Source organism: Enterococcus sp. DIV1444a, from assembly GCF_051712125.1.
GTDB classification, from domain to species: Bacteria; Bacillota; Bacilli; order Lactobacillales; family Enterococcaceae; genus Enterococcus; species Enterococcus faecalis.
On the sequence record NZ_JBIOOG010000001.1, the window covers coordinates 2,012,649 to 2,037,975 of the forward strand.

The 25,327-nt window shown below is 37.3% G+C and carries 24 protein-coding genes; 5 read left to right on the forward strand and 19 right to left on the reverse strand.

Features of this window, described 5'->3' with window-relative positions; all coding sequences use genetic code 11:
- Window positions 1–90: 90 nt before the first annotated feature.
- The 7 genes from IGI87_RS09655 to guaD all read right to left on the reverse strand — a co-directional run bounded on the left by IGI87_RS09655 (window position 91) and on the right by guaD (window position 8,880).
- Window positions 91–1,815: a phospho-sugar mutase gene (locus IGI87_RS09655; protein ID WP_438736840.1), complete on the reverse strand. Its 1,725-nt coding sequence runs from the start codon at window positions 1,813–1,815 to the stop codon at window positions 91–93.
- Between the two features lie 120 nt (window positions 1,816–1,935).
- Entirely contained in the window at window positions 1,936–3,387 is a 1,452-nt protein-coding gene (locus tag IGI87_RS09660; protein WP_438736841.1) for a PLP-dependent aminotransferase family protein, read from the reverse strand.
- A gap of 134 nt (window positions 3,388–3,521) precedes the next feature.
- A complete protein-coding gene (locus IGI87_RS09665; protein ID WP_438736843.1) occupies window positions 3,522–4,550 on the reverse strand; it encodes a permease prefix domain 1-containing protein in 1,029 nt (342 codons plus the stop codon).
- Window positions 4,547–4,879: a PadR family transcriptional regulator gene (locus IGI87_RS09670; protein WP_002356722.1), complete on the reverse strand. Its 333-nt coding sequence runs from the start codon at window positions 4,877–4,879 to the stop codon at window positions 4,547–4,549. The genes IGI87_RS09665 and IGI87_RS09670 overlap by 4 nt, the downstream gene beginning before the upstream one ends.
- Window positions 4,880–5,040: 161 nt before the next feature.
- Window positions 5,041–6,018, reverse strand: a complete 978-nt coding sequence (gene guaC / locus IGI87_RS09675; protein WP_104854783.1) for a GMP reductase — start codon at window positions 6,016–6,018, stop codon at window positions 5,041–5,043.
- Window positions 6,019–6,159: 141 nt separating this feature from the next.
- A complete protein-coding gene (locus IGI87_RS09680; RefSeq protein ID WP_104854784.1) occupies window positions 6,160–7,491 on the reverse strand; it encodes a nucleobase:cation symporter-2 family protein in 1,332 nt (443 codons plus the stop codon).
- 3 nt (window positions 7,492–7,494) lie between these two features.
- Window positions 7,495–8,880 (reverse strand): guanine deaminase, encoded by a 1,386-nt coding sequence (gene guaD, locus IGI87_RS09685; protein WP_438736845.1) that lies wholly within the window; start codon window positions 8,878–8,880, stop codon window positions 7,495–7,497.
- A gap of 219 nt (window positions 8,881–9,099) precedes the next feature.
- On the opposite strand from guaD, the gene IGI87_RS09690 reads away from it, so the two are divergent.
- Window positions 9,100–9,726 carry an MBL fold metallo-hydrolase gene (locus IGI87_RS09690; protein ID WP_438736847.1) on the forward strand — a complete coding sequence of 209 codons (627 nt, stop codon included), beginning with the start codon at window positions 9,100–9,102 and terminating at the stop codon, window positions 9,724–9,726.
- A 40-nt stretch (window positions 9,727–9,766) separates the two neighbouring features.
- Window positions 9,767–10,474, forward strand: coding sequence for a histidine phosphatase family protein (locus tag IGI87_RS09695; RefSeq protein WP_317095063.1), 708 nt, complete (start codon window positions 9,767–9,769; stop codon window positions 10,472–10,474).
- Between the two features lie 54 nt (window positions 10,475–10,528).
- Here IGI87_RS09695 and IGI87_RS09700 read toward each other — a convergent pair whose 3' ends face one another.
- From IGI87_RS09700 to IGI87_RS09720, 5 genes are all read right to left on the reverse strand, one after another.
- A complete protein-coding gene (locus IGI87_RS09700; protein ID WP_104854697.1) occupies window positions 10,529–11,377 on the reverse strand; it encodes a MurR/RpiR family transcriptional regulator in 849 nt (282 codons plus the stop codon).
- Between the two features lie 87 nt (window positions 11,378–11,464).
- The gene (locus IGI87_RS09705) at window positions 11,465–12,919 is read right to left on the reverse strand and encodes a PTS transporter subunit EIIC (protein WP_104854696.1); all 1,455 of its coding nucleotides are present in this window, start codon (window positions 12,917–12,919) and stop codon (window positions 11,465–11,467) included.
- Window positions 12,920–12,941: 22 nt separating this feature from the next.
- A complete protein-coding gene (gene murQ, locus IGI87_RS09710; RefSeq protein WP_104854695.1) occupies window positions 12,942–13,832 on the reverse strand; it encodes an N-acetylmuramic acid 6-phosphate etherase in 891 nt (296 codons plus the stop codon).
- On the reverse strand, window positions 13,807–14,916 hold the full coding sequence (locus IGI87_RS09715) for a DUF871 domain-containing protein (RefSeq protein WP_438736850.1): 1,110 nt from the start codon (window positions 14,914–14,916) through the stop codon (window positions 13,807–13,809). The genes murQ and IGI87_RS09715 overlap by 26 nt, the downstream gene beginning before the upstream one ends.
- 151 nt (window positions 14,917–15,067) lie before the next feature.
- Window positions 15,068–15,628, reverse strand: a complete 561-nt coding sequence (locus IGI87_RS09720) for a PTS sugar transporter subunit IIA (protein WP_438736852.1) — start codon at window positions 15,626–15,628, stop codon at window positions 15,068–15,070.
- Between the two features lie 115 nt (window positions 15,629–15,743).
- Between IGI87_RS09720 and IGI87_RS09725 the strand changes: the two genes are divergently transcribed.
- Window positions 15,744–16,574, forward strand: coding sequence for an undecaprenyl-diphosphate phosphatase (locus IGI87_RS09725; protein ID WP_002356708.1), 831 nt, complete (start codon window positions 15,744–15,746; stop codon window positions 16,572–16,574).
- Window positions 16,575–16,612: 38 nt separating this feature from the next.
- On the opposite strand, the gene IGI87_RS09730 is transcribed toward IGI87_RS09725, so the two are convergent.
- The 3 genes from IGI87_RS09730 to IGI87_RS09740 are packed head-to-tail and all read right to left on the reverse strand — an operon-like array spanning window position 16,613 to window position 19,087.
- Window positions 16,613–17,398: a ChbG/HpnK family deacetylase gene (locus IGI87_RS09730; RefSeq protein WP_010823048.1), complete on the reverse strand. Its 786-nt coding sequence runs from the start codon at window positions 17,396–17,398 to the stop codon at window positions 16,613–16,615.
- A gap of 18 nt (window positions 17,399–17,416) precedes the next feature.
- A complete protein-coding gene (locus IGI87_RS09735; protein ID WP_002356705.1) occupies window positions 17,417–18,040 on the reverse strand; it encodes a DUF47 domain-containing protein in 624 nt (207 codons plus the stop codon).
- Window positions 18,041–18,052: 12 nt separating this feature from the next.
- A complete protein-coding gene (locus IGI87_RS09740) occupies window positions 18,053–19,087 on the reverse strand; it encodes an inorganic phosphate transporter (RefSeq protein WP_002356704.1) in 1,035 nt (344 codons plus the stop codon).
- A 210-nt stretch (window positions 19,088–19,297) separates the two neighbouring features.
- Between IGI87_RS09740 and rpsT the strand changes: the two genes are divergently transcribed.
- Entirely contained in the window at window positions 19,298–19,549 is a 252-nt protein-coding gene (gene rpsT, locus IGI87_RS09745; protein WP_002356703.1) for a 30S ribosomal protein S20, read from the forward strand.
- An 86-nt stretch (window positions 19,550–19,635) separates the two neighbouring features.
- On the opposite strand, the gene IGI87_RS09750 is transcribed toward rpsT, so the two are convergent.
- The gene (locus tag IGI87_RS09750) at window positions 19,636–20,193 is read right to left on the reverse strand and encodes an acyl-CoA thioesterase (protein WP_438736854.1); all 558 of its coding nucleotides are present in this window, start codon (window positions 20,191–20,193) and stop codon (window positions 19,636–19,638) included.
- Between the two features lie 168 nt (window positions 20,194–20,361).
- Here IGI87_RS09750 and IGI87_RS09755 point away from each other — a divergent pair, with 168 nt between their 5' ends.
- Window positions 20,362–21,303, forward strand: a complete 942-nt coding sequence (locus IGI87_RS09755; RefSeq protein WP_078126961.1) for a ketopantoate reductase family protein — start codon at window positions 20,362–20,364, stop codon at window positions 21,301–21,303.
- A gap of 51 nt (window positions 21,304–21,354) precedes the next feature.
- Here IGI87_RS09755 and holA read toward each other — a convergent pair whose 3' ends face one another.
- Genes holA through IGI87_RS09770 form a run of 3 tightly spaced genes read right to left on the reverse strand, consistent with a single transcriptional unit; the run spans window position 21,355 to window position 25,240 of the window.
- On the reverse strand, window positions 21,355–22,383 hold the full coding sequence (holA, locus tag IGI87_RS09760) for a DNA polymerase III subunit delta (protein ID WP_431447746.1): 1,029 nt from the start codon (window positions 22,381–22,383) through the stop codon (window positions 21,355–21,357).
- 57 nt (window positions 22,384–22,440) lie between these two features.
- Window positions 22,441–24,702, reverse strand: a complete 2,262-nt coding sequence (locus tag IGI87_RS09765) for a DNA internalization-related competence protein ComEC/Rec2 (RefSeq protein WP_438737423.1) — start codon at window positions 24,700–24,702, stop codon at window positions 22,441–22,443.
- Window positions 24,703–24,736: 34 nt separating this feature from the next.
- On the reverse strand, window positions 24,737–25,240 hold the full coding sequence (locus IGI87_RS09770) for a ComE operon protein 2 (protein WP_002395327.1): 504 nt from the start codon (window positions 25,238–25,240) through the stop codon (window positions 24,737–24,739).
- Between the last annotated feature and the right edge of the window lie 87 nt (window positions 25,241–25,327).

Consider the following 25,327-nt stretch of genomic DNA (forward strand, 5'->3'; position numbering starts at 1 on the left):
TTCCCTCCTTAGTTAAATAAAGTGTTTGTGTCAAAAGCTAATTGAATTTTGACACAAACACTAACATTCGTACAGCCTATTTCGTTTATTTTATTTTGTTAATTCATTAACGACTGCTTCAAACGCAGCAATTTTTTCAGAAGCTTCTGAACTACTTGTTGCTTTTGTCGCTAGATAGAATTTAATTTTTGGTTCTGTTCCTGATGGTCGGATAGCAATCCAACTGCCATCTTCTAAATGATATTTCAGCACATCAGAAGGAGGCGTTTGTAATTGTTCTGTTTGACCATCTGCAAAAGTACGTGTTAATTCTTTAAAGTCTTCCGTTTGAGCAACTTGAATCCCGGCAAACTCAGTTGGCGCTTGTTCCCGACATTTTGCCATTAAAGCTTTGATTTTACCGCTTCCTTCAATTCCACTCATTGTTACTGAAATGGTTTTTTCTTCAAAGTAACCAAATTCTTCAAAGATATCTTGTAAGCCATCGTATAACGTTTTTCCTTGTTTTTTATAAAAGGCCGCTACTTCCGCTAATAAAACTAACGTTTGAATCGCATCTTTATCACGAACAAAAGGTTTCACTAAGTAACCATAACTTTCTTCAAAACCAAACATAAACGTTTGACTGTGGTCTTCTTCGTATTGTTGAATTTTTTCCGCAATAAATTTGAAACCTGTTAAAACATTAAACATCTTCGTATTATATTTCTCAGCAATCGCTGTAGCAAGTTCACTAGAAACGATTGATTTTAGAACCGCAGCATTTTCAGGCAACGTGCCTGCTTGTTGATGGGCTTCTAAAATATAATGAATCATAATTGAGCCTAATTGATTTCCTGTTAATACTTGGTATTCGCCGTTTGGCATCCGCACAGCAGCGCCTAAACGATCAGCATCTGGATCTGTTGCAATCAATAAATCAGCGCCTTCTTTTTCCCCTAAACGAATCGCGTATTCAAAAGCTGAATGTTCTTCAGGGTTTGGTGACTTAACTGTAGTAAAATCAGGATCAGCAATGGCTTGCTCAGGTACTAAAACAAATTTTTCAAAACCGGCTTGTTTTAATGCCTTTTCTCCTAACATTTTCCCAGTTCCATGTAAGGGAGTGTAAACTAATTTTAATTCTTTACCCATTTCGTTAATTAATTCTTGATTAATCGTAACTGTTTTAATTTCTTTCAAATATGCGTTATCGACTTCTTCACCGATAATGTTAATTAAACCGCTGTGGGCAACTTCTTCATCTGATAAGACATCAATTTTCAAAGGATTTTCGATACTACGAACATATTTAGTTAATGCATCAGCATCAGCTGGCGGCATTTGACCACCGTCTTCACCATAGACTTTGTAGCCATTATAAGCAGCTGGATTGTGAGAAGCCGTAATCATGATTCCCGCAAAAGCTTTAAAGTAACGGACCGCAAAAGATAATTCTGGTGTTGGTCGTAAGCTTTCAAACACAAAAGAAGGAATATCATGTTTAGCTAATGTTTTAGCTGCTTCCATTGCAAATTCTGGAGACATATGACGTGAATCATAGGCAATAGCTACACCGCGACGTTTTGTTTCAGGATCTTGCGTATCCATAAAACGTGCAAGCCCTTCTGTCGCTTGACGAACTGTAAAGATATTCATCCGATTAATACCGGCGCCTAAAATCCCGCGCATCCCGGCAGTCCCAAATTCTAATGGTGCGTAAAATGCATCTTCACATTTTTCAGGGTCTGTATTTAAGTCCTTTAATTCATTTTTTAAATTTTCTGGAATATTTTCTTCATTTAACCATTGTTGGTAAACTTGTTCCCAAGACATGGAAAACACCTCATTTGTTTTTTTGTTTTTACTTTTTAAGTATAGCATTGGATATTCGTTTAGAAAAGGGAAGTTGTAGCGTTTTCTCTCAGCAAATGATTTTTATAAGAAAAATCTTACTTACTGTTCTATTTTTGTTTGTCTATTTTCAGAAAGCTGTCGTGTAATCCGTACCATTCGCTCATAAAAAAGAGGCATTTCTTCTGGTGAAATCCGGGAACAGTTCAAGCGAATACTTCCACGTTTTTCACTAAAAGCTACACTTGGCGCTACCAAAACACCTTCTCGTAAAAATACTTGCCAATCTTCTGGCTTAAGCACCCCTTGACGCCAATGTGCCCATAAATAAAAACCACCTTTTACTGGCGAAACTTCCCATTCTGGCAACGATTTAAACACTTGATATACAGCTGTTGCTCGTTGTTCCACTTGTTTATTTAATAACGTAATTTTTTCAGAAAAAGAAGGATCTTCAATCGCCATTTTAGCGAGCATCTGCGGAAAAATACTCAACGATACATCCATCATTTTTCTGGCTTCTGCAATTTGTTTCGTCACGGAGGCGGGCGCACTTAACCAACCAATTTTCGTGGTCGAACCTAAAATTTTTGACAACGAACCGATATACAAGACATTATCTGGATCTAATTTTTTTAAAGGAGGAATTTCTGTTTTCGGGATAAAACTTAACTGCCCAAAAACATCATCTTCTAAAATAGGAACTTGATACGTTTGACAGACTTTCACAAGCTGTTCTCTTTTTCTCAAAGGCATCACTGTCCCAGTGGGATTTTGAAAGGAAGGATTAACCATAACCATTTTGATGCGATGTTGTCGAATTGTTTGTTCTAGCGCTTCAAGATCAATCCCTTCCTCTGTCATGGGCACACCAAATAAGCGCACACCAGCAGCTTGGAAAATTGGTAAGGCATAGAAGAAAGATGGATCTTCTACGGCAACACTATCTCCTTGTCTCAATAAAACTTGCAAAACTAAAAAAAGTGCTTGTTGCGCACCTGAAGTAAGCAATAAACTTTCACTTGGTAAATGAAGCTGATATTCCGTTGCTGTAATGGCTTGGATTTCTTTTCTTAACGGCAAATAACCTAATTCATCTTGTGCTTCCTCTTTTAAAAATTGTTTCCAATTTAATGCTGGAAAATCGAAACTGGGAATTAAGTCTAACGGCAACTCACCTGTATACATATCTAAGTCAGTTGGTAAATTTTGTTTAGCTCGTAACTCAATCTCTGCCACCAAGGGATGAACTTGTTTGAACACATTTTGTTCTAAATAACGATGCCAATCCGTTCGTGGCGTCATCATTACCCCCCATTTTCCTTCGTTGACGATCGTTCCGCTCCCTCTTTTTCGCACAATCCAGCCTAAGTCCACCAGTTCATCTAATGCATGAACAACGGTTGAACGATTGACAGACAAGTATTCTGCCAGTTTACGTTCCGAAGGGATTTTTTCACCTGGTAATAATTCGCCTGTTTGAATCTTTTGAACAATCATTTCCATAATACTCCGATAAATGGGAACATTTTGTTCTTTTTTAAGTTGCCACATAGCCATCACCTCAACAATTGGATGAGTTAAAAGTAATCCAGTTCAATGCTTTTGTCAATCGAAAATACAAGAAAAGTGGGACAGTCGTTTTGACGAATGTCCCACTTTTCTGTTTTACTATTAACAGGTTTTTCTCAATACTTGTGTAAAAATGCTTGGATGGTGTTATAAAAGATTCCTGCAAACATAAAGATTAACCAACTGAACCGCCAATCCCCTAAAACAAAACTAATAAATAGATAGAACGCTACAACTAAGGGCCAATAAACGGATGCAATAATTGCACCGACAGGATTCCCCACAGGACCTTCCTCTGTTTTTGTTTGCTGAGGGGTAAAATCAGGATGACCGACATGTTCTGAATAAAAATAAGTTTCATTTAACAATTTATTAAAACTGCCTTTAATTACTCCACCAAATATAAACAAGAAGACGCCAATCGATACTAAAAAGAAGAGCCAACTAATCCCCAGCGTTCCATTATAATATTGTCCGCCCATCATTTGATGCATGGAACGGCGCATCATCAGATGAAGGCCACTACTAAAGACAACAACTGGGATTAAACCCAAAATACAAAAAACTACCCCCGCTGCCATACAAAAAATAAATGATCGTTGAAAACTTTGTTCTCTTTGTGCAACTTCTTTTTTTAACTTAGTCGGAATCAATCGTTGTCCTAGTTGTTTGTCCATTGCAACAAACCGATTACCAGCAACAATAAATAATGGAACGCCGATTGCCACACCTATGAAAAGACAAACTAAACCAAGACCGTTAGAAAGAACACCACGCATACCAACCAGCAAGCCAACACCTACCATGATTGCAACAACGCCAAGACCAATTTGAATAGCACCTTTGCGTTGGACAGCTAAATAGTCAAGTCCTTCCTCCACTGAAATTTCTGGCAAATCGTTCATTGAATCGTTTGTTTCATTAACATGTTTATTTTCTAAATTCAATTCTTCCATTAATTCATCAATAGTACCAAATTCAGAAATAATTGTACCGATTGCTTCATTTTCCGATTTTCCTTGGCTGAGCAAATCTTCATAACGATCCTCAGCATTTGCTAATAAGTCCGCCTTTAATTGTTTTGTTTCAGATGTTTCAACAACGCCTGAAAATAAGCTATCAATAAATTCTTCTATAATTTTCATTTTCCCATCTCCTTTACAAATGCTTCGACGACGTCTTTTGTTACTTCCCATTCTAGTAACTTTTCCTCTAAATAACGCTCTCCTGCATGGGTTATTTGATAATAGGTCCGCTTTTTGCCATGCGTTACTTCTCCTGGAAATGATTCAATGTAGCCATTTTTCTCTAAACGTGTAAAAGCAGAATAAAGTGTCGTTTCTTTAATCGAATATTGTTCTTTAGAAATTTCACGAATGCGTTTAGAAATCGCATAACCATATGAAGCGCCGGATTGTAAGATTGAGAGAATAAAGGTATCGTTGTATCCTCGAATTGCATCACTACCAATCACATAAATTCCTCCCTCAAGTACTTCAACTATCGTACTACGTCTGTCGTTGTAATTATCTTAACATGATTACTACGATAGGTAAAGTAAAAAAAGCACGTAATGCAGAAATCATTTTGATTTCTGCACTACGTGCTGTCTTCTTTTCAGTCTATCGTTGAATGTTAAATGGTATCACCATTAAAAATGGAATTTTTTACAATCACATAATCAACTTTACGAATCGCTTCTAAATCACGACCACCTGCGTATGAAATGGAAGATTGTAAATCTTGTTGCATTTCGACTAAAGTATCTGCCAACTTCCCTTTATGGCGTAACCAGATTTTTTTGCCTTCAACGTTTTTCTTTTCGCCTTTTTGGAATTCAGAGGCGCTACCAAAGTATTCTTTGTAAACAACGCCATCTTCCACTTTTGTTTCACCTGGCGATTCTTCATGTCCGGCAAATAATGAACCAATCATAACCATAGTTGCACCAAAACGCACAGATTTTGCAATGTCTCCATGGGTCCGAATCCCACCGTCTGCAATAATTGGTTTCCGAGCAGCTTTGGCACACCAACGTAAAGCCGCTAACTGCCAGCCACCTGTTCCAAAGCCAGTCTTAATTTTAGTAATACAAACTTTTCCTGGTCCAATTCCAACTTTGGTGGCATCGGCCCCAGCGTTTTCTAATTCACGAACGGCTTCTGGTGTTCCAACATTACCAGCAATAACGAACGTTTCGGGCAAAGATTTTTTTAAGTGTTGAATCATGTTAATCACCGCATTTGAATGTCCATGTGCGATATCAATCGTCACGTAGTCAGGGACTAAACCTTCTTGGGCTAACGTTTCAACAAAAGCGTATTCCCCTTCTTTCACGCCCACACTAATTGACGTGATCAAGCCTTTTTGTTGCATTTTTTTAATAAATGGAATTCGTGCCTCTTCATCAAACCGATGCATGATATAAAAATAACCATTTTCAGCAAGGGTTTCCGCAATCGTTTCATCAATAATTGTTTGCATGTTCGCTGGAACGACAGGCATTTTAAACGAATGTTTTCCTAAAGTTACCGTCGTATCACATTCAGAACGACTATTCACGATACATTTATTGGGAATTAATTGGACATCTTCATAATCAAAAACTTTCATACTTACTGCCTCCTAGTTATTTACAAAAATAACGTAAAAACCGAACATTCGGTCATTTAACGTTCGTGTTTACAAACACCATTGTTAATTTACACTATTTACCGCCACTTGTCAAAGGCGTTTTAACGAAAATTAATCTTTTTATCCTTCTTGAACGTTTGGTAAAATGGCCTGCAATAAAATAGCAACAATCGAGGCAGTTGCCACGGGTGAACTAAACAAATATTGTAAAAATTGTGGTAAAGTTTCCAAAAACTCTTTTGGTAACAATGTTAACGCTAACGTCATAATAATCGGAACGGCAATTACATACATCTGTTTTTCATGAATCGTTACATCACTCATAACTTTCATTCCACTTACAGAAATGATGCCACAAACAACCACAAAAACACCGCCGATAACTGGTGCCGGAATGGCCGAAATTAAGGTAGAAAGTTTTCCGGATAAGCCAAATAAGACAAACCACGCACCTGCAGCCACAAAAACCTTGCGACTAGCAACTCCAGTGATTGAAATAATCCCAGCATTTGTAGAGTAACTAGTTACTGGCGTGCCGCCAATGAATGAAGAAACTAAGCAACCTAAGCCTTCACCAATTACGCCGCGATTAATTTTTTCTTCGGTCAAAGGTTCAGCGACAACATGACTCACAGCAAACCAAGTGCCTGTTGTTTCCGCCATTAAAACCAGATAAATAACTAACATCGTGGCAATGGCTGACCAATCAAATTGGAAAGAAAAGTTAACTAATGGTAACTGAGGCAAACTAAACCAAGCCGCTTCACTAACGGCTGATAAATCAAGTACCCCTAATAATTGTGCCGCGATGCTCCCAAATAATAATGCCAAAATGACAGAAGAAACGCGGAAAATCCGCCCTTTTTTCAAAGCAGAACCTAAGAGTGCAAAGAAGATCAACGTCCCCGCTGCTATAAATGCTAATAAAATATTTTGTCCTAATTCTCCTTTTGCATGGTAAATATTATCCGATAAAGCGACTGGCATTAACGAAAGACCCACCACAAAAATAATTGTTCCTCCCACAATTGGTGGAACAAATTTAGTGATTAAACGATTAAAGATACCAGTAAATCCTAATATAATAACAACAATTGCTCCTACTAAACTAGCACCTAAAACTGCGCCCCAGCCATTTCCTTGTTGGTTATTGGCAAAATAAATTCCTGCAATTGCCCCGATTGGAATAAATGAAGGGCCTTGCGCAACTGGTAATCTCATACAAAAATGAGATTGAATAATCGTGGCAAGTCCGGCTGCTATGAATGTTGCTTGGATTAAAGAAGACGTTTGTGCTGTGCTAATCCCAATAATTGAAGCAATGATCACAGGTACGACGTACACGTCCATCGCTAAGACATGCTGAATCCCTAACATAGTGGCTTGCCCAAAAGATACTGAATCTTCTGGCCCCACTGTTAAATGAAGATTAGTTTGTTTCTTTTCACTCATTTTTTATGCTCCTTTAGTTGCTGACATTAAATTTTTATCATGCACTTTTTCACCTTGGACCCAGACTTCTCGAATATTTTCTGGTCGTGCTAAATATAAGATTTTTTGGAAAATATCAAGCAATGATTCCCCTGGATTTTTAGGGATTCGTGCTTGTGACAAGTTTGTATTAATAATTTGAACATCCCAAGCATACCCTTTTTCTAATTTTCCAATTGGTAAACTTAGCGCTTGGCCACCGCCAGCAGTAGCTAAATAAAACGCTTCATTTACTGTAATCCGTGCTGTTTTAACACCTCGTACTTCTGGTTTTTTTGTAGCATCGACGCCATCTTCTAACATTCTAGAAGAAATAACCGCTTGCTTTAAGTTGTCAAAAAGACTTGGTGAAAAACCACCTGAAAGATCACTACCTAAACCAACTTCTACTTGATGTTGATGTACTAATTTTGCAATCGGTGTTACTGCATTACCAAAATAAGCATTGGAGATTGGGCAGTGCGCCACAGCCGTCCCTGTTTCATGAAATAAATTCATATCTGCTTCTTCTAAAAAGCCTGCATGTGCCATCACTGCTTTTTCTGTTAATAAACCAAAATCATTCAATGCTTGCGCATCATTTTTTCCAAAACGTTCTTGAACAAATTGATGTTCCCAATCACTCTCACTACAATGACTTTGAACATGGACTTGATATTTCGCTGCTAATTCTCCTAATCCTTTAAGTGCTTCCTCTGTACAACTAGGAATGAAACGCGGAGTTACAACAGGATACACACCTTGTTTTGTTTGCTGCGCTAATGTTTGAATTTCTTGAATAAACCGCTCCGTTTCTTCTAATGCTTGTTGCGTTGTTTGATCACGATAGTACTCAGGATTCTCATTAAGATCATCCATTACAACTTTACCAATTAAGCCACGCTGCCCTTTTTCCGCACAAATCTCTGCCAAACGACGGCTGGCTTCATAATGAATGGTTGCAAAATAAAGGGCTGTTGTTGTCCCATTAGCTAACAATTGGGTTACCAATTCATCATAGACTTGTTGGGCAAATGCTAGATCTGCAAATTTGGACTCCAAAGGAAACGTGTACGTATTCAGCCATTTATACAACGGAATATCCAAGGCGGTCCCTGATTGTGCCCACTGAGGTGCATGGACATGTAAATCAACAAAGCCAGGTAAAAGATAAGAATCTTGGGGCAATTCTTGAAAACGTTGTGCCTCTTTTTGTTCTGCTAGCACAGTTTCATACGCTTCAGCACCTGGTTCAATTATTTCCTGAATTACTCCTGCCTCATCTATACAAAAAAGTGTCTTTTCATAAACTTTAATCTCTTGCAAATTTTTACTAGAAAAACCGGTTCCTTTTATTACAAAATGAAACATTTAACACTCCTCCTTACTATCACATGACGATTATACATAAACTTTCGCTTAATAACTATAAAAATGTGATTTTTTTTATAAAAATCCACGTTGAAACAATCAAAAACCGAACATTCTAAGAAAGATATATTTTTTCTTTGGATAAACAAGAAAACTTTCTATTCTTAAGATTCTTCGGTATACTTGAAGAGAATCGTTAGAACTTTAGGAGGTCCTGAGATGATACAGATCGAACAAATTAGAACAGGTGTTATTCAAGAAAACTGTTATCTTGTTTATAATGAAGAAGCATTATTAATTATTGATCCAGGTGCAGAAGGAGCAAAACTAATTCAAGAAATTACCCGTTTAGGGAAGAAACCAGCCGCTATTTTATTAACACATACTCACTATGATCATATTGGTGCGGTAGAAGAATTGCGACATCATTATCACATCCCTGTTTATGTTAGTCCATTAGAACAAGCGTGGCTTCCCAATCCTATTTTGAATCTTTCAGGATTAGGCAGACATGATGATATAGCAAATATTATTGTTCAACCCGCCGAACATGAATTTAAACTGACCGATTATGAAATTGGTGGCATGAAATTTTCCGTAGTCCCAACACCTGGTCATTCAATTGGTAGCGTTAGCTTTGTGTTTGATGATTTTGTCGTTGTTGGGGATGCGTTGTTTAAAGGCAGTATTGGTCGTACCGATTTACACACTGGTGATATGCAACAATTATTACACAGCATTACGACCTATCTATTCACTTTACCGGAAGAATTTCCTGTTTATCCAGGTCACGGTGATGCCACAACCATTCAACACGAAAAAGCCACAAACCCATTTTTTAATTAGAGATTTATTCACTATTTAAAGAAACCTAGGAGGAGTAGCAATGACTGAAGCAACGACACTTTATATTATTCGTCATGGAAAAACGATGTTTAATACGATTGGCCGTACCCAAGGCTGGTCAGATACCCCCTTAACCAAACAAGGAGAAGAAGGCATTTATCATTTAGGCTTAGGTCTTAGAGACATAGACTTCAAGGAAGCCTATAGTAGTGATAGTGGCCGTGCCATGCAAACCGCTCAAATTATTTTACAAGAACATCAAAACCACCAAAAGATTCCTTACCTAACCGATAAACGGATTCGTGAGTGGTGTTTTGGTTCTTTAGATGGTGGCTATGATGGTGAACTTTGGGGTGTGGTGCCGCGCATTCTAGCTTTTAAAAGTTATGAGGATATGATGACCACAAAAATCACCTATCGCGATTTAGCAAATGCTATTATTGAAGCCGATACTGCTGATTGGGCGGAGCCTTATGAAGTTATTCGTGATCGTGTTTGGTCTGGTTTCGAAGATATCGCTCATCATCGGGAAAAAAATGGTGGCGGCAAAGTCATGGTGGTTTCCCATGGATTAACAATTTCCTTTTTACTTTCCTTAATTGATGCAAGTTTGCCTATGCAGATGGCGTTGGAGAATGGTAGCGTAACGACCTTAACTTACGAAAAAGGAACATTTACCATTCAAGGAATTAATGATATTTCTTATATCGAAAAAGGAAAAAAGATCGCTGAAAAGCGCCGTTCATAGTAAACAAAAAGAGAAGGTTATCTGTCAAAATGACAGATAACCTTCTCTTTTTGTTTATTCTTTTAAACGTTCTACATTTTTTCTTGAGATTTGAATTTTTTCTAAGGTTTCTTTATAGTTTTTTGCTGCATAAGCAAAAAATAAAACATCGACTACATACAATTGCGCCACCAAGGAAACGGTAGCCGCACTTCTCAGTGGTACGTCTTCCCCACTAGAGGTTTGGAGGACGATATCACTTTTTTCACCAATTACTGATTTTTCATCTTGTGTGATACTAATAATAGGAATCCCTTGCTGCTTCGCTAAATCAGCTAAAGCACTTGCTTCTTTATTCGTTCCAGAATTAGAAATAACAATAAAAACACTAGGCTTCTCTGTTGAGCCTAACATAGAAGCAAATAAATGATGATCCAATGTTGTAAATACCGTTCGGCCTAATCGCGTAAACTTTTGATAAATATCTTGAGCAACTAACGAAGAGGCCCCTAGACCGTAGACAAAAATTACTTCTGTTTTTTCCAACAAATCAACGGCTGCATTCACCGCGACATCCTCTAATGTCTGACCACTTCGCTCGACCACATGAACAAAGCGCGCTTGTAGCTTTTGTTTAATGTCAGCTGTTGATTCGCCCATAGTAACTTCTGTGTACATTTGCTGTTTCATTTGGCCCAGATTTGCTGATAATAAAAGTTTCAATTCTGTGAAACCATTCACATCCATAGAATGACAAAAGCGAATAATTGCTGCTGGACTTGATCCAGCTTGTTTTGCTAACTCTTGTGCATTCATTGAAATAACTGTTTCTGTATTTTTTAAAATGTATTCTGCGATTTTTCGTTCTGATTTTGGTAATTGTTGTAGACGATCTTGGATAGATAAGACAATATTTTGTTGCATAAACACCCCTCCTGATACACGATTTCCTACGCAATTAAATTTTAACAAAGAAAAAGGGAGAAGCCAAGTTCTCCTTTTTTCTATTTATTATTTAGTTGTTTGCATATCTTTAGGAATCCCAAAGAATAATGTTGCTACAAAACCACCTGCGTAAGCGGCCAATAAACCTAATACATAAGCCAGCCATTGGTTGTTGGCAATTAATGGAATTAAAGCCACACCACTTGGTCCAATAGCAATCGCACCAACATTACCGAAAGCGCCTATCACCGCACCACCAATACCACCGCCGATACAAGCAGTAATGAATGGACGTCCTAATGGTAAAGTAACTCCGTAGATTAATGGTTCACCAATACCTAAAATCCCAACTGGTAAGGCTCCTTTAATCATTTCAACTAATTTTTTATCTGATTTACAACGAATCCATAAAGCTAAAGCAGCACCGACTTGTCCTGCACCAGCCATTGCCAGGATTGGTAATAACAAAGTCATCCCTGTTTGATTAATCATTTCAATATGGATTGGTGTCAAAATTTGATGTAAACCAAACATTACCATTGGTAAGAAAGTTAAACCAAGAGTAAAGCCAGCGAACATGCCGCCTTTTTCTAAAACAACATTGATAATACCCACCAAGCCATTAGAAATAGCTCCGGCTACAGGCATGATTAAGAAAATAGTTGCTAAGCCAATCACTAAAAGTGAAATGGTTGGCGTTACGATAATATCAATTGATTCTGGAACAATTTTATGCAATTGTTTTTCTAACAATGATAATAACCATACGGCAAAAATAACACCGATAATTCCGCCTTGCCCTGCAGATAATGTTCCACCAGTAAAAATATTACTGATTGGTGCATCTGGATTCATTCCTGTTAACATTGTGACTGCCCCAATAACACCACCCAATGCTGGTGTTGCACCAAAAACGCTGGCACTGTTAATCCCAGTATAAAGAGCTAAATAAGCAAAAATCCCATTTTTAATGATATTTAAGACATCAATATATTGTTGCCATGAAGCTGAAATATCACCGGCCACAACTAAGTTAGACATAACAGCTGCAATCCCGCCAATAATACCAGCCCCAACAAAGGCAGGAATCATCGGAACAAAGATACTAGAAATGGCTTTTAACACTTTTTTAAATGGTGAAGTGTTATTTTGCTTCGCTTTTTGTTGCGCTTTCATTTGAGCGGCTTTTTCTTCTACTAAATCTTTTCCAGATTTGCCTGCTGAATCATCAGTTGCGGTGCCATGATTAAATGGTTCTCCCAATTTGACACCAGCTTGATCTACCATTTCTTGCGCAACCTTGTTAACAGTCCCTGGACCAACAACTACTTGTAACGTATCATCTTCTACGACACCCATAACGCCATCAATTTTTTTCAGTCCTTCAATATTCACTTTGTCATAATCGCGGATATCCATACGAACTCGAGTCATACAATGGATAACTTTGTCCACGTTTTCTTGACCACCAACTTCTTTATAAATCCCATCAGCAATGCGTTTAATTCTTTCTTCTGCCATGTTAAAACACCCTCCTAATTCCTTAATTTAATGTATTCTTGATAAATTGATTCCCGTCAATTAATTTTTGTGTTGCTTCTTCTTTGGTACTATCGGTTAAAATCATCACAATTGCTAATTTCACATTTTCTTCTGCTTCTACAAATTTTAGTTCGGCAACTTCATAGCTACAACCAGTTGCTTCCATAATAATCCGTTTGGAACGCTCCACTAATTTTTCATTGGTTGGTTTTACATCAACCATTAAGTTATTGTAGACTTTCCCAATACCAATCATGGAAATAGTTGATAACATATTTAAAATTAATTTTTGAGCTGTTCCAGATTTCAAGCGAGTCGAACCTGTTAAAAATTCAGGTCCTGCATCTACTTCAATCGGCATTTGTGCATACTTACTAATTTCAGCATTTTTATTACATGACACTGTGGCAGTTGCGGCACCCACTGTTGCAGCATATTCCAAACCGCCAATTACATAAGGTGTCCGACCACTGGCTGCAATCCCGACAACAATATCATTTGCTGATAATTTTAAATCCATTAAATCTTGACGACCTAGTTCTTTTGAATCTTCGGCCCCTTCTACTGCAACAGTCATTGCTTTTTGGCCACCAGCGATGAGGCCTTGAACCATCTCTGGCTCGACGCCAAAAGTTGGTACGCATTCGGCTGCATCTAAGACACCTAATCGACCGCTCGTACCAGCACCCATATAGATTAAGCGGCCGCCTTGATTGAAGCTTTTGATGATAGCTTTTACCACTGGTTCAATGGCCGCTAATTCTTGACCCACTGCAATTGCAACTTTTTGGTCTTCTTGATTCATTTTTTGTAAAGCTTCTTTGATACTCATTTCATCTAAACCCATTGTATTTTCATTTCTACGTTCAGTCGTTAAGTTTTCTAAATTCATTCTCTATCGTTCCTTCCGTGACTAGCTTAAATTGATTGCCCGCCTTAATTAACGGCAATATCGTTTGATCTTTTTCAATAATTCGTGTAATCGTATTAACTTTTTCATCTTTCGGCAAGTCCACAAGTGTGACTTGAATTTCTCCCATATAGCGACCATACCTTTCATTATCAATCGTTACGGTCCCAACAGGACGGGCTTCAGTCTCCTCTGACTCAATCGTTGCAATTTCATCTTTCCTGAACATTTCACTCGTTCTTGATAATTCACTTCGCAAAACATCTCTTGCAGCATCTAAACGATTGGTATGAGCTCCAAGTATTCGCTTCAAATAACGGCTCTCGCTAGGTGCTACTTCTAACAGAAATTGATTGGTTTGGTGATAATAACCAAATTGAATCATGGTTCGCTCACTAATTGTGGGATCACCAATATAAACAGCATCAACATAAGGATCAGCCATCAAGCCAACGGCAGCGGCGAAAGGATTTTGCCCCCGATGTTTTTCTAATGTTGGTAAACCAGCAAAAATTGGGCCTCTTGTTTGCCCGTCACCTGGCACAAAAGTAAAAACTTGTAAGCCTAATTCTTTAAGCCAGCGGTTCTTTTCATTAAAAAATGTTGTTCCAATGCCTGTTTCAGGTCTTGGATAATAATTATGCCAAGCTTCTAAGCGAGAAAAGTCAGCTTGGTGGTCCTTTAACTCAGCCACTTCTTCAAGTGTAATGGTACTAGCATTCAATCCAATATCAATCTTGTGTGAAGCATGAGCCATTTGTTCTATCGTAATGCCGTAGTCCATCCGGAGGCCAGTTACGCCCAACTCGATTAAAGGTTCTAATTCATCGAAAGAAAAACCGGCTCTTTTTAACGCTTCACCTGAAATATCTACCATAATTTTCATTTTTTCTGCCTTAGCAATTGCCCCTAAATCAGTCAAGCGTTGGCGATAAAGGGAGGTATCATCTTCTGGAATGTGTAAAGAAGTGAAAATACCATCAAATCCAAGCGCTTTCATCTTTTTAATATAAATAATTGTATCGTTTGTAATCTCTTCACCAAGAAAAACTGAAATACCATACATCTTTTTAGCTCCTCTCTAATACGCTTTCATTATAACTTGTTTGAAATAAAATTTCAACTATTTTTCTAAATATTTTTTAATTTCAAAATAAAATTTTATTATTGTTCGAAAAAAAACAGATATTTCTTTTTAGAAATATCTGTCTAATGCATTAATTGGCTGTGGCAGAGCCAACTGGTGTACCAGCTGTAACTACGCCAGCTTTCTCTAACGAAAATTGTGCTACTTTATCCATGTTTGTAATAATGACAACCATTTCAGTTCCTTTACTAGCTGCTTTAATTGCTTCTAAATCAGCAATTGCGACCACCGTATCTGCAGTCACTTGGTCGCCTTCTTTCACTTTAATAGTGAACGGTGCCCCGTTTAACTCTACCGTATCGATACCCATGTGTAATAAAATTTCAAGACCGTTTGTCATTTTTAAACCAATGGCATGTTTTGTTTGGAAAACGCTTAAAACTTCTCCTTCAATAGGTGCATAAATTTCACCATTTTCTGGAACTACTGCATAGCCATCTCCCATCATTTTTTGTGAAAAAACAGGATCATTCACTTCACTAATTGGGATAACGGTTCCATTGGCAACGGCATACATTGTATTATTTTCGACAACTTCATTCTTTTTCTTCAAAAATCCAAACATTTCTCTTCCCCCATTTTTTAAAGTATCACTAGTATAGAAAAAAGTTTCATGAATTACAAGTGGCACCTTTGTATAATTCTAAAATTTATTTTAAAATAAGAATTTGCATTGGCATTTACTTTGTCAGCGGGTATACTTATACTTGATGTATTTTGCATTTATTTCAGAAAGGAATGGTGACATGCTTTTTGCTAACCTATGGAAAGCAATTATTCTTGGTATTATCGAAGGAATTACCGAGTGGCTTCCAATTAGTAGTACCGGACATTTAATTTTAGTGGATGAGTTTATTAAACTCGATCTAAGTAAAGATTTTATGGAAATGTTCAACGTCGTTATCCAATTGGGAGCGATTATGGCGGTTGTTATTTTATACTTCCACAAATTGAATCCTTTCTCACCAAAGAAAAATGGCGAAGAGAAAAAAGATACTTGGATTCTTTGGTCTAAAGTCTTAGTCGCTTGTTTACCAGCGGCAGTTATTGGTCTAAAATTTGATGATTATTTAGATGCACATTTTTATAACTTTTTAACAGTATCGATTATGTTAATTGTTTATGGGATTGCTTTTATTATCATTGAAAAACGAAATAAAAATGTTGCACCGAAGTGTACTAATCTAAAAGACTTCACTTATAAAGCCGCTTTAATCGTTGGTGCTTTCCAAGTACTGGCATTAATTCCAGGAACTTCACGTTCAGGAGCGACCATTTTAGGGGCAATCTTAATTGGTGCCTCACGTTTTGTTGCAACAGAGTTTTCATTTTTCTTAGGAATTCCAGTAATGTTTGGAGCAAGTTTTTTAAAAATCTTTAAATTCTTGGCTAAAGGAAATACGTTTGGATCAGAAGAAATCATTATTTTATTAACTGGCTCTATTGTTGCCTTCGTTGTTTCCATCATTGCGATTAAATTCTTATTGAATTACTTGAAGAAAAACGATTTTACAGTTTTCGGTTGGTATCGTGTAATTTTAGGTGCGATTTTAATTGGCTACTGGTTATTCTCATAAAAATAAAACCGTTGCTTTCACTATTGAAAGCAACGGTTTTATTTTTTTAAATCGCCAAACGTTATTCGCTCAATCCCCTGTTCTTCAAACCACTGACGAACACGAGGATCACAAATCGTTGCTAATTCTTTGCAGCGTAAAGTGGTATATGAAGAATTGTCTAAAACAAATTGATCCAAATACCCAACATCAAAATGCATCTCAGCAATTGCCGATTCCGGCATCCGTAATAAACCAAAGTCATCTTTTAAAAAATTCTCCACTGATACGCCTTCGTGAATATAAGATAACGCGCCAGACTCTAACAAATGTGTCACCTGAAAATAACCTTGTTGCGGTGGATATTCTTTTTCCCCACTATATTTCAGGGTTGTATGAAGTCCGTACTCTTCTGCTAATTCTAAAAATACTTGATCAACCACTTCATCACCAATCGAATGGCAATCAAAATGTTCAGGATAATGTCCAGTCAGTTCCTTAAAACGCGTCAATTGCGCAATCGTTTCAAGTCGTACTTCTTCATATACGAAGGCTACTTGCTTTTGTTGACGATAATAAGAAGAGCGATGAAAATTGCCTTGTTCATCTACCAGTGAAGGAATCATACATGGGTCCGCACAAGGTTTCCCTAATAAAAAATTCGTATGCTGACCTACAAATAAGCCTGGATATTTTTTTGCTAACGCAACGGCATGTTCTGCTGTTGGTAAATTGGGCATCAAAAGTGTCGACGTCGTTAAACCATCGACATAACTTTTGATAATGCCATGATTAATCGCTTCTGACATCCCAAAATCATCAGCATCAATAATTACTTTAACCAACAGCTCCCCCTCTTTTCTTTACGTATTTTTGATGACAATTCCGACAATAATATTAACAGCTGATTCACAATCATTAATCGTGCGCTCAAGCTGATCGTAAACATCTTTCCACTTGATAACTTTTAATAAATCTTTTTCGTTAGTCATCAAATCTTTCATGGCGCTACTGTATAATTTATCGCCTTGAGATTCAATCGTATTCACTTCATCAATCAATGAAACTAACGTTTTAGAATTCTTAAATTTTGCAAATTCCTTCGTTGCTGATTTAACGCCTTCTGTCGCTTTAACAATATAAGCAGTTAATTCTAGCGCGGGCGCAATCATTTCTTCGACAACTAAATGATCAAGTAAATAAGACAAACTATTAATGCTATCGATAATGTTATCTAAGTGATCCGTAATATCGACAATATCTTCTCGATCAATCGGCGTAATAAAGGAAATATAGAGTTCATTTAAAATTTTACGAACAATTTCATCATTCTCTTTTTCCAATTGATGAATCGCTTCTGATTTTTTTACTAAGTTTTCTAATGAATAATTGTCTACAATTTCTTGCAAAACCTTTGCCGCTTCATAAGCATTTGTTGCTAACTGGTTTAATTCTCCAAAATAATCAAATTGTTTTTTACGTGCCATGTTTTTCTCTCCTTAAAAAATTGCAATAAATAATTTTGACATCACATAAGCGATCAGCCCACATCCTGGGAAAGTTAAAATCCATGCTATCAGCATTTCTTTCACGATACGCCAGTCAACACTTGAGATTCGCTTAGAAGCACCTACTCCCATAATCGCTGTCGTTTTTGTATGAGTAGTTGAAACTGGAATCCCAAAAGCCGATGCTAAAAATAAACAAATAGCCGTGCTTAAATCTGCAGTGAAGCCTTGATAGCGTTCGAGTTTTACCATATCCATCCCGACTGATTTAATGATTCTCATGCCGCCCACAGAAGTTCCAATGCCCATTGTAATGGAACACAGAACCATAACCCATAACGGAATCACAAAACCGCCACCTGTTTTTTCGACTAAATTATTATAAAAAAGCACTAACATGAACACGCCCATAAATTTTTGCCCATCTTGCGCACCATGTAAAAAAGCATTAGCTCCTGCACCAAAGGCTTGCCCAACTGTAAAAAATTTGTTGGCTTTTCTTCTAGGCACAGCCGAGAAAGCTTTCACAACAAGTTTGGCAATCAAATAACCGCCGCCAAAGCCCATAACGGTAGAAACAACTAGACCAACAAGCACTTTGATCCATTCCGAGCCATTGACTGCACCCAAACCACCTAATGCCATTGCCGAACCAGTCAAGCCAGCAATTAACGCATGGCTTTCACTTGTGGGAATACCAAAATACCACGCAGCAACTGCCCAAACCACAATTGAAAAAAGCGAAGCAGCCAAAGCCACCTGTGAAGCGTTTCCATTTGCGTCAAAACTAACAATGTTACTAATCGTTTCAGCTACTTGAGCATTAAAAAAGGTCATGACTAATGCACCTAAAAAGTTCATCACAACAGCCATCCAAATTGCGACATTCGGTTTTAACACCCGAGTCGAGACAGCGGTTGCAATTGCGTTCGGCGCATCCGTCCAACCGTTAACAAAAATCACACCCATTACCAAAGTAATCGTTACCAATAATGCAATACTCACAAAGACACCACCATTTTTCATTTATCTATTTTATCATAGCATGTTTTAAAAAAAATGTATGCTTTTTTCTTAAGGCTCTGGCAAATTTTCTTATTTTTTTCTTGAAATTGTCTGTTAAGGAAAAAAACTTGTCGTCTTTTATTGCAATGGAACAATGGATTAGGTATAATGATTACTGTTGAATTACATTGGCTGACCAGTGTAAAACCTAAATCATCGGAGGTGAAACAAATGCCAAATATCGAATCTGCAATCAAACGCGTACGTACAAGTGCTAACGCGAATGCGAAAAATTCATCTCAAACAAACGCAATGCGTACAGCAATCAAGAAATTTGAAGAAGCTGTAGCTGCTGGAGCTGATAACGTCGATGCTTTATACAACGAAGCTGTTAAAGCTGTTGATATGGCTGCAACTAAAGGTTTAATCCATAAAAACAAAGCTAACCGCGATAAAATTCGTTTAAGCAAATTAGCTAAATAATGTGAGATAGAAGTTAGCATTCATGTTAGCTTCTTTTTTCATCAAAAAATGTCCAAGTCTGTTTTCACAAAGACTCGGACATTTTTTTATAAAGGTGAATCAATCCACGGTAAATCTGTTGTGAGATGTTGACTAAATAATTTAGTCTTTTCTCGCAAAGCTAAACGTTGTTGTCTTCTCGTTTCATAATTTGAACAAATCAACTTTTCTTCTGCAGTTTCTGGGACGACTGCCGCTAATTGGAAGTCACTTTCGGGATTCATATGAGACGGAATGGCTACAAAAGTTGTAAAACAAGTCGCCGCTAAATAACGCTCTCCAGTTGTTAAATCTTCTCCTACAACTTTAACAAATACTTCCATCGATTTATGATGCACGCCAGAAACAAACGTTTCAACACACACTGAGTGATTTTCTTTTAAAGGTTTTAAAAAATTTAAGTTATCTAAAGATGCTGTAACTGCCCCTCTCCGACAATGTCGTGAAACGGAAATGGATGCGGCGTCATCAATTAAAGACATTAATTTCCCACCAAATAGTGCACCAAAGGGATTTAAATCAAAGGGAAATACACGATGTGTTTGAATCACTCGTGATTCTCGACAAAATTTTTCTTTCGTCATTAACGATTCCTCTACTTTCATTTATAAACTTTTCCACGCTTTACTTTAGCTTACTTTACCATTTGATGCAATCCTTACTTTTTAGGAAACATTTAAAAAATAACAAATTTGCAAGTCCCATTTATTCATTTTTAGGAAAGTTGCTGTATAATAATAACGGTTAAAGAACTTTTAAGGAGATGGATACACATGAAAATTGCAATTGCTGGTGCCGGCGCTATGGGCAGCCGTTTAGGAATTATGTTGCATCAAGGCGGAAATGATGTAACTTTAATCGATCAATGGCCCGCGCACATTGAAGCCATTCGTAAAAATGGTTTAATCGCTGATTTTAATGGAGAAGAAGTTGTCGCAAAACTACCAATCTTCTCACCAGAAGAAATTGACCATCAAAATGAACAAGTAGATTTAATTATTGCTTTAACCAAAGCACAACAATTAGATGCAATGTTTAAAGCGATTCAACCAATGATTACTGAAAAAACGTATGTACTATGTTTATTAAATGGCTTAGGTCATGAAGATGTACTAGAAAAATATGTGCCAAAAGAAAACATCTTGGTCGGCATTACCATGTGGACAGCTGGTTTAGAAGGACCGGGACGTGTTAAACTTTTAGGTGATGGCGAAATTGAATTAGAAAATATTGATCCTTCTGGTAAAGAATTTGCTTTAGAAGTCGTTGATGTCTTCCAAAAAGCTGGTTTAAATCCAAGCTATAGTAGCAATGTTCGCTACTCTATTTGGCGGAAAGCCTGTGTCAATGGCACGCTAAATGGTTTGTGTACAATCCTTGATTGTAATATTGCCGAATTTGGTGCATTACCTGTTAGTGAATCCCTTGTTAAAACATTAATCAGTGAATTTGCAGCAGTCGCAGAAAAAGAAGCCATTCATTTAGATCAAGCAGAAGTCTATACACATATTGCTCAAACTTATGATCCAAACGGTATTGGCTTGCACTATCCGTCTATGTATCAAGATTTAATTAAAAATCATCGTCTCACAGAAATTGATTACATTAATGGTGCCGTTTGGCGCAAAGGACAAAAATACAACGTAGCAACACCTTTCTGTGCCATGTTGACACAGCTTGTTCACGGAAAAGAAGAACTATTAGGAGCTAAATAATAAGAAAATGCCAGAGGCAATCGTTGTATGACGATTGCCTCTGGCATTTTCTTATTTTACTTGTGCAGTCAATTTTAAAATAAATAATTGGAATAGTAATTCTTTATCCATTTGGCCCGTTTTCATGCGATAATCATTTTCAACTAATTCATCATAAAGTCTTTCTAATCGAGACAATTCAAATCGTCGGACCTGTTGTAACGCTAACTTGACTCGATAAGGATGAACCTTTAATGTATCAGCGATATTCGCTTGTTGATAACCCATCTTAGCCAAAATTTTCGTTTGCAGAAAAAGGCGAATCTGATTCAATAAGATTGCATTTAACTTAATGGTTTCTTCTCCTTGTAAAAGTAAATCTTCATACAATTGAACAGCTTTTTCACTGTTGCCAGAAAGAACTTCGTTGGTTAAGTCAAAAACATTATGTTCCAAAGACTTAGGGACTAATTCTTGAACCGCTCCTCGTGTAATTGTCTTCGTTTCAAGGGCATATAAATACAGCTTCTGTAATTCTCCCATAATTTTTGATAAGTTCAAGTCTGTCAATTGAAGTAATAAATCAAAAGCATCGGAGCGAATAGTGTATCCTTCGCTCTCAATCGTTTGAGAAATGTACTGACGAATAGCCTTTTCATCCATTGGATTGACGTCAACTACTGTGGCATTTTTTTTCAATGCTTTGGTAATTTTTTTGCGTTCATCTAATTTTTCATAAGAGGCCATAAAAACAAGAACAGTTGTTGGTGATGGACTTTCCAAATAATTCAATAAAAGATTGACATCATGTTCCACACCGTTTGTTTTTCTTTCGGCAGTTAAAAAGTAAGGATTTTCCACAAAGACAAGGCGATAATCACCAAAAAACGGAATTGTTTCCGCTTCAGCAATCGCTGCACTTAAAGGTGTTTCCTCCATATCAAATGAGAAAAAGTTAAATTGATCATCCTCTTCCGTCAACAATTCTTTCATCAATGTTGTTTTAAATAATTCAGTTAAATAAAGTTCTGTTCCTATTAATAAATACACTGGAGCGATTTTTTGCTCTCGCACTTCTTTCAAAGCTTTTTGTAACTCCATTGGCTCGCTCCTTTTCTCGTTTCTCTTGTTTATCCTATCATGTTACTTCTGGAAATACTAGTCTTGTTCTTTAACAAATTTGGCTTTAGAAAGCCCTTGCCAAGGTAACCATTGATAATAAATCATTCCTTGAAAATCGGTCCGATAATAATTAATTTTTTGCTCCTCCAGCGTCGCTAATGTTTCCTGATGAGGATGTTTAAAACGATTATTCAGTCCAGCTGAAATCAATGCTTCTTGCGGATTAAGCTGTTTGATAAATCTTTTAGTAGACGACGTTTTACTACCATGATGACCGACTTTCAAGATGTCGATTTTCAACTGGGGATAGCGAGCCAACATTTGTTCTTCTCCCTCGGCTTCCAAGTCACCAGTAAATAAAAAATGCCGTCCGCCTAATTGTGTGGAAAACACTATCGAGTCATTATTGCCCCCAATACTGCTCTTATTTGGTGATAAAATTTGAAAAGAAACGGGCCCATTAATTCGCTTGGGCGCTAAAATTGGCCGACAGTCTGTCCCGCTTTTTTGGAGTTGTTTCAAGACTTGGCGAAACGAAAAATTGGCTTCAGCTGCTCCTTTAGGAAAATAAAGAACAGAAATTGGAACCTTCTGCGCAATGGCTAATAAATCGCCAAAATGGTCTTCATGTGCGTGTGTGATGATCACTTCATCTAAACGTTTGACCCCTTGACTTTTGAGAAAAGGAATCACTGAATATTCCGCTCCTGATCGACTATTTTTCCGTTGCCGCCAAGCTTCTTTGTCAAAAGACAACCGACCCCCTGTATCGATCAGTGTATTTTTTCTGTGAAAAGGCGCTTGGATAAACAAACTATCCCCTTGGCCTACATCGATCATTGCAACAATGCCAATTGGCGAAAGGTATTTACTATTTATCAAAACAATTAGTAGTCCGATTGAGAAAAAAATTTTTTTAGACTTGTCTGTTAAATAAATCATTGAAAGTCCGATTAGTAATAACAAACTAATTTGTATCCAAGAATTTAAATAGCCGATGGTCAGCTTCGGATTTAAGTGAACTAGCACCCACTCAAATAAGCCATTCATTGTTAAAAATAGTGGTTCGAGCAAGGCTGCTAAATAGCGTGCTGGCATAATAATCACTAGAAAAAAGCTCAACGTCAAAAGCGGTAACAAGAACCGTTCAAAAATTGGTAACAAGAGAAAGGTTAAGAAACTCCCTAACAAGGGCCATTCATAAAATGATTGGACTAAAATAGGTAAGGAAGCCACAGCCAATAGGAAAGAGCCTAAACAATTTTTAATGAAAGACGAAGAATAACCAACCAATGTTTGCTCTAAAAACAGCAGAACAAAGGAAAGTAAGTAACTAAATTGACCGCCGACTGAAAAAAAGAGGGTTGGCTGAACAATCAAGTGCACTAAGAGAGTTAAACTCCAACAATCGAGGGCCGGTACCTGCCAATTAAACCGTTGATTGAACGTATTGAGGTTTGTTTGTAAAAGCGCCCGCATGACACTGACTGAGAATCCTGTTAAACCAGCATATATCATTGAAAAAACGCATTGCCACAAAAAATAACTTTCTTGCGTTCGGCGAGCAATTCTTAGCATTAGCAAGCGAAATAAACGAAGGAAAAAAGAAACATGCATCCCTGACAAACTAAAAAGATGCAAAATGCCTAATGCTGAAAATTTATCGCTTATTTCAGCAAATTCTTCATTACGAAAACCTAAAAGCAACGCATTCATGTACATTGCACTAGTATCACCAAAATTTTTCTGAATATGTACCATCGCCCATTTCCGCCAGCCGCTAATGATTTCTTTAAACCGCCAAGAAAAAAAGGAACGTGGTTGTCCTATCTCCTCAATGAATAAAATAGCTTCGATTCCTTGATTCTTCAAAAATAGTTGATAATTGAAGCCATTTTTGTTGGTTTGACCTTGGGGCGAGTCTAAAATACCTACAGCGGCTGCCTGAATGGTTGTGGTTAGTTGTTGCCATTGCTGTTTTTCTTTCACACTTTTTAATTGATAAAATGCCATCACTTTCTGCCTTTTGCCTTTTACGATCCAATTGGCAGGAAATTTTACCTGATCGCCATCTACTTGTATTTCATCTGGCAATATCGTTAGCTGTCCTGACAATCGGACTTCTTTAGGCAACAAAGAGACTGGCTTTAACCACTGGAAAATCAATACGCCTCCTACTATTAAAATGCACAAAAAACCTCCCAATATAGCAGGAAAACTTTTTGTACAGACAATACGGATAACAGTGATAGAAAGAAGAAGAACTCCTAATAAACTAGGTGCGAAAAAACACCACAGCCCACAACTAGTCAGCAGAGCTACGAAGAACCAATTATTCCTCAGCTGAGGAAGGATTGTCCTCAAGTGTGGCAAATTCTTCTCCCCATTGTAATTCGGCAAAATATTTTGGTACTAAAGTCACTTTTTCAACCGTGGCACCTACTTGTTCAATTAAATTTAGGGCGTACTCATCATTACGGTAATCCTTTAAATAATAAATCTTTTTAATCCCTGCTTGTAAAATCATCTTTGTACATTGCAGACAAGGGAAATGTGTCACATAAATTTCTGCCCCTTCTGTAGGGACGCCAAACTTCGCACATTGTAAAATTGCATTCATTTCTGCGTGGATTGTTCGAACGCAATGATTATCAACAACATAACATCCTTCATCAATACAATGCGTTCCGCCACTGACTGAACCATTGTAACCTCCTGCAATAATTCGTTTGTCGCGAACAATGGTTGCTCCGACAGTTAACCGTGTGCAAGTACTTCTTAATGATAATAAGACGCTTTGTCCCATAAAATATTGGTCCCATGGAATTCGTTCCATAATAAACCTCCTTTATTTTTAATGACTCCTGTGTTCGATTTGCCAAATCATTTAATCTTATTACAAATAGTATGTTATCCGCATCCC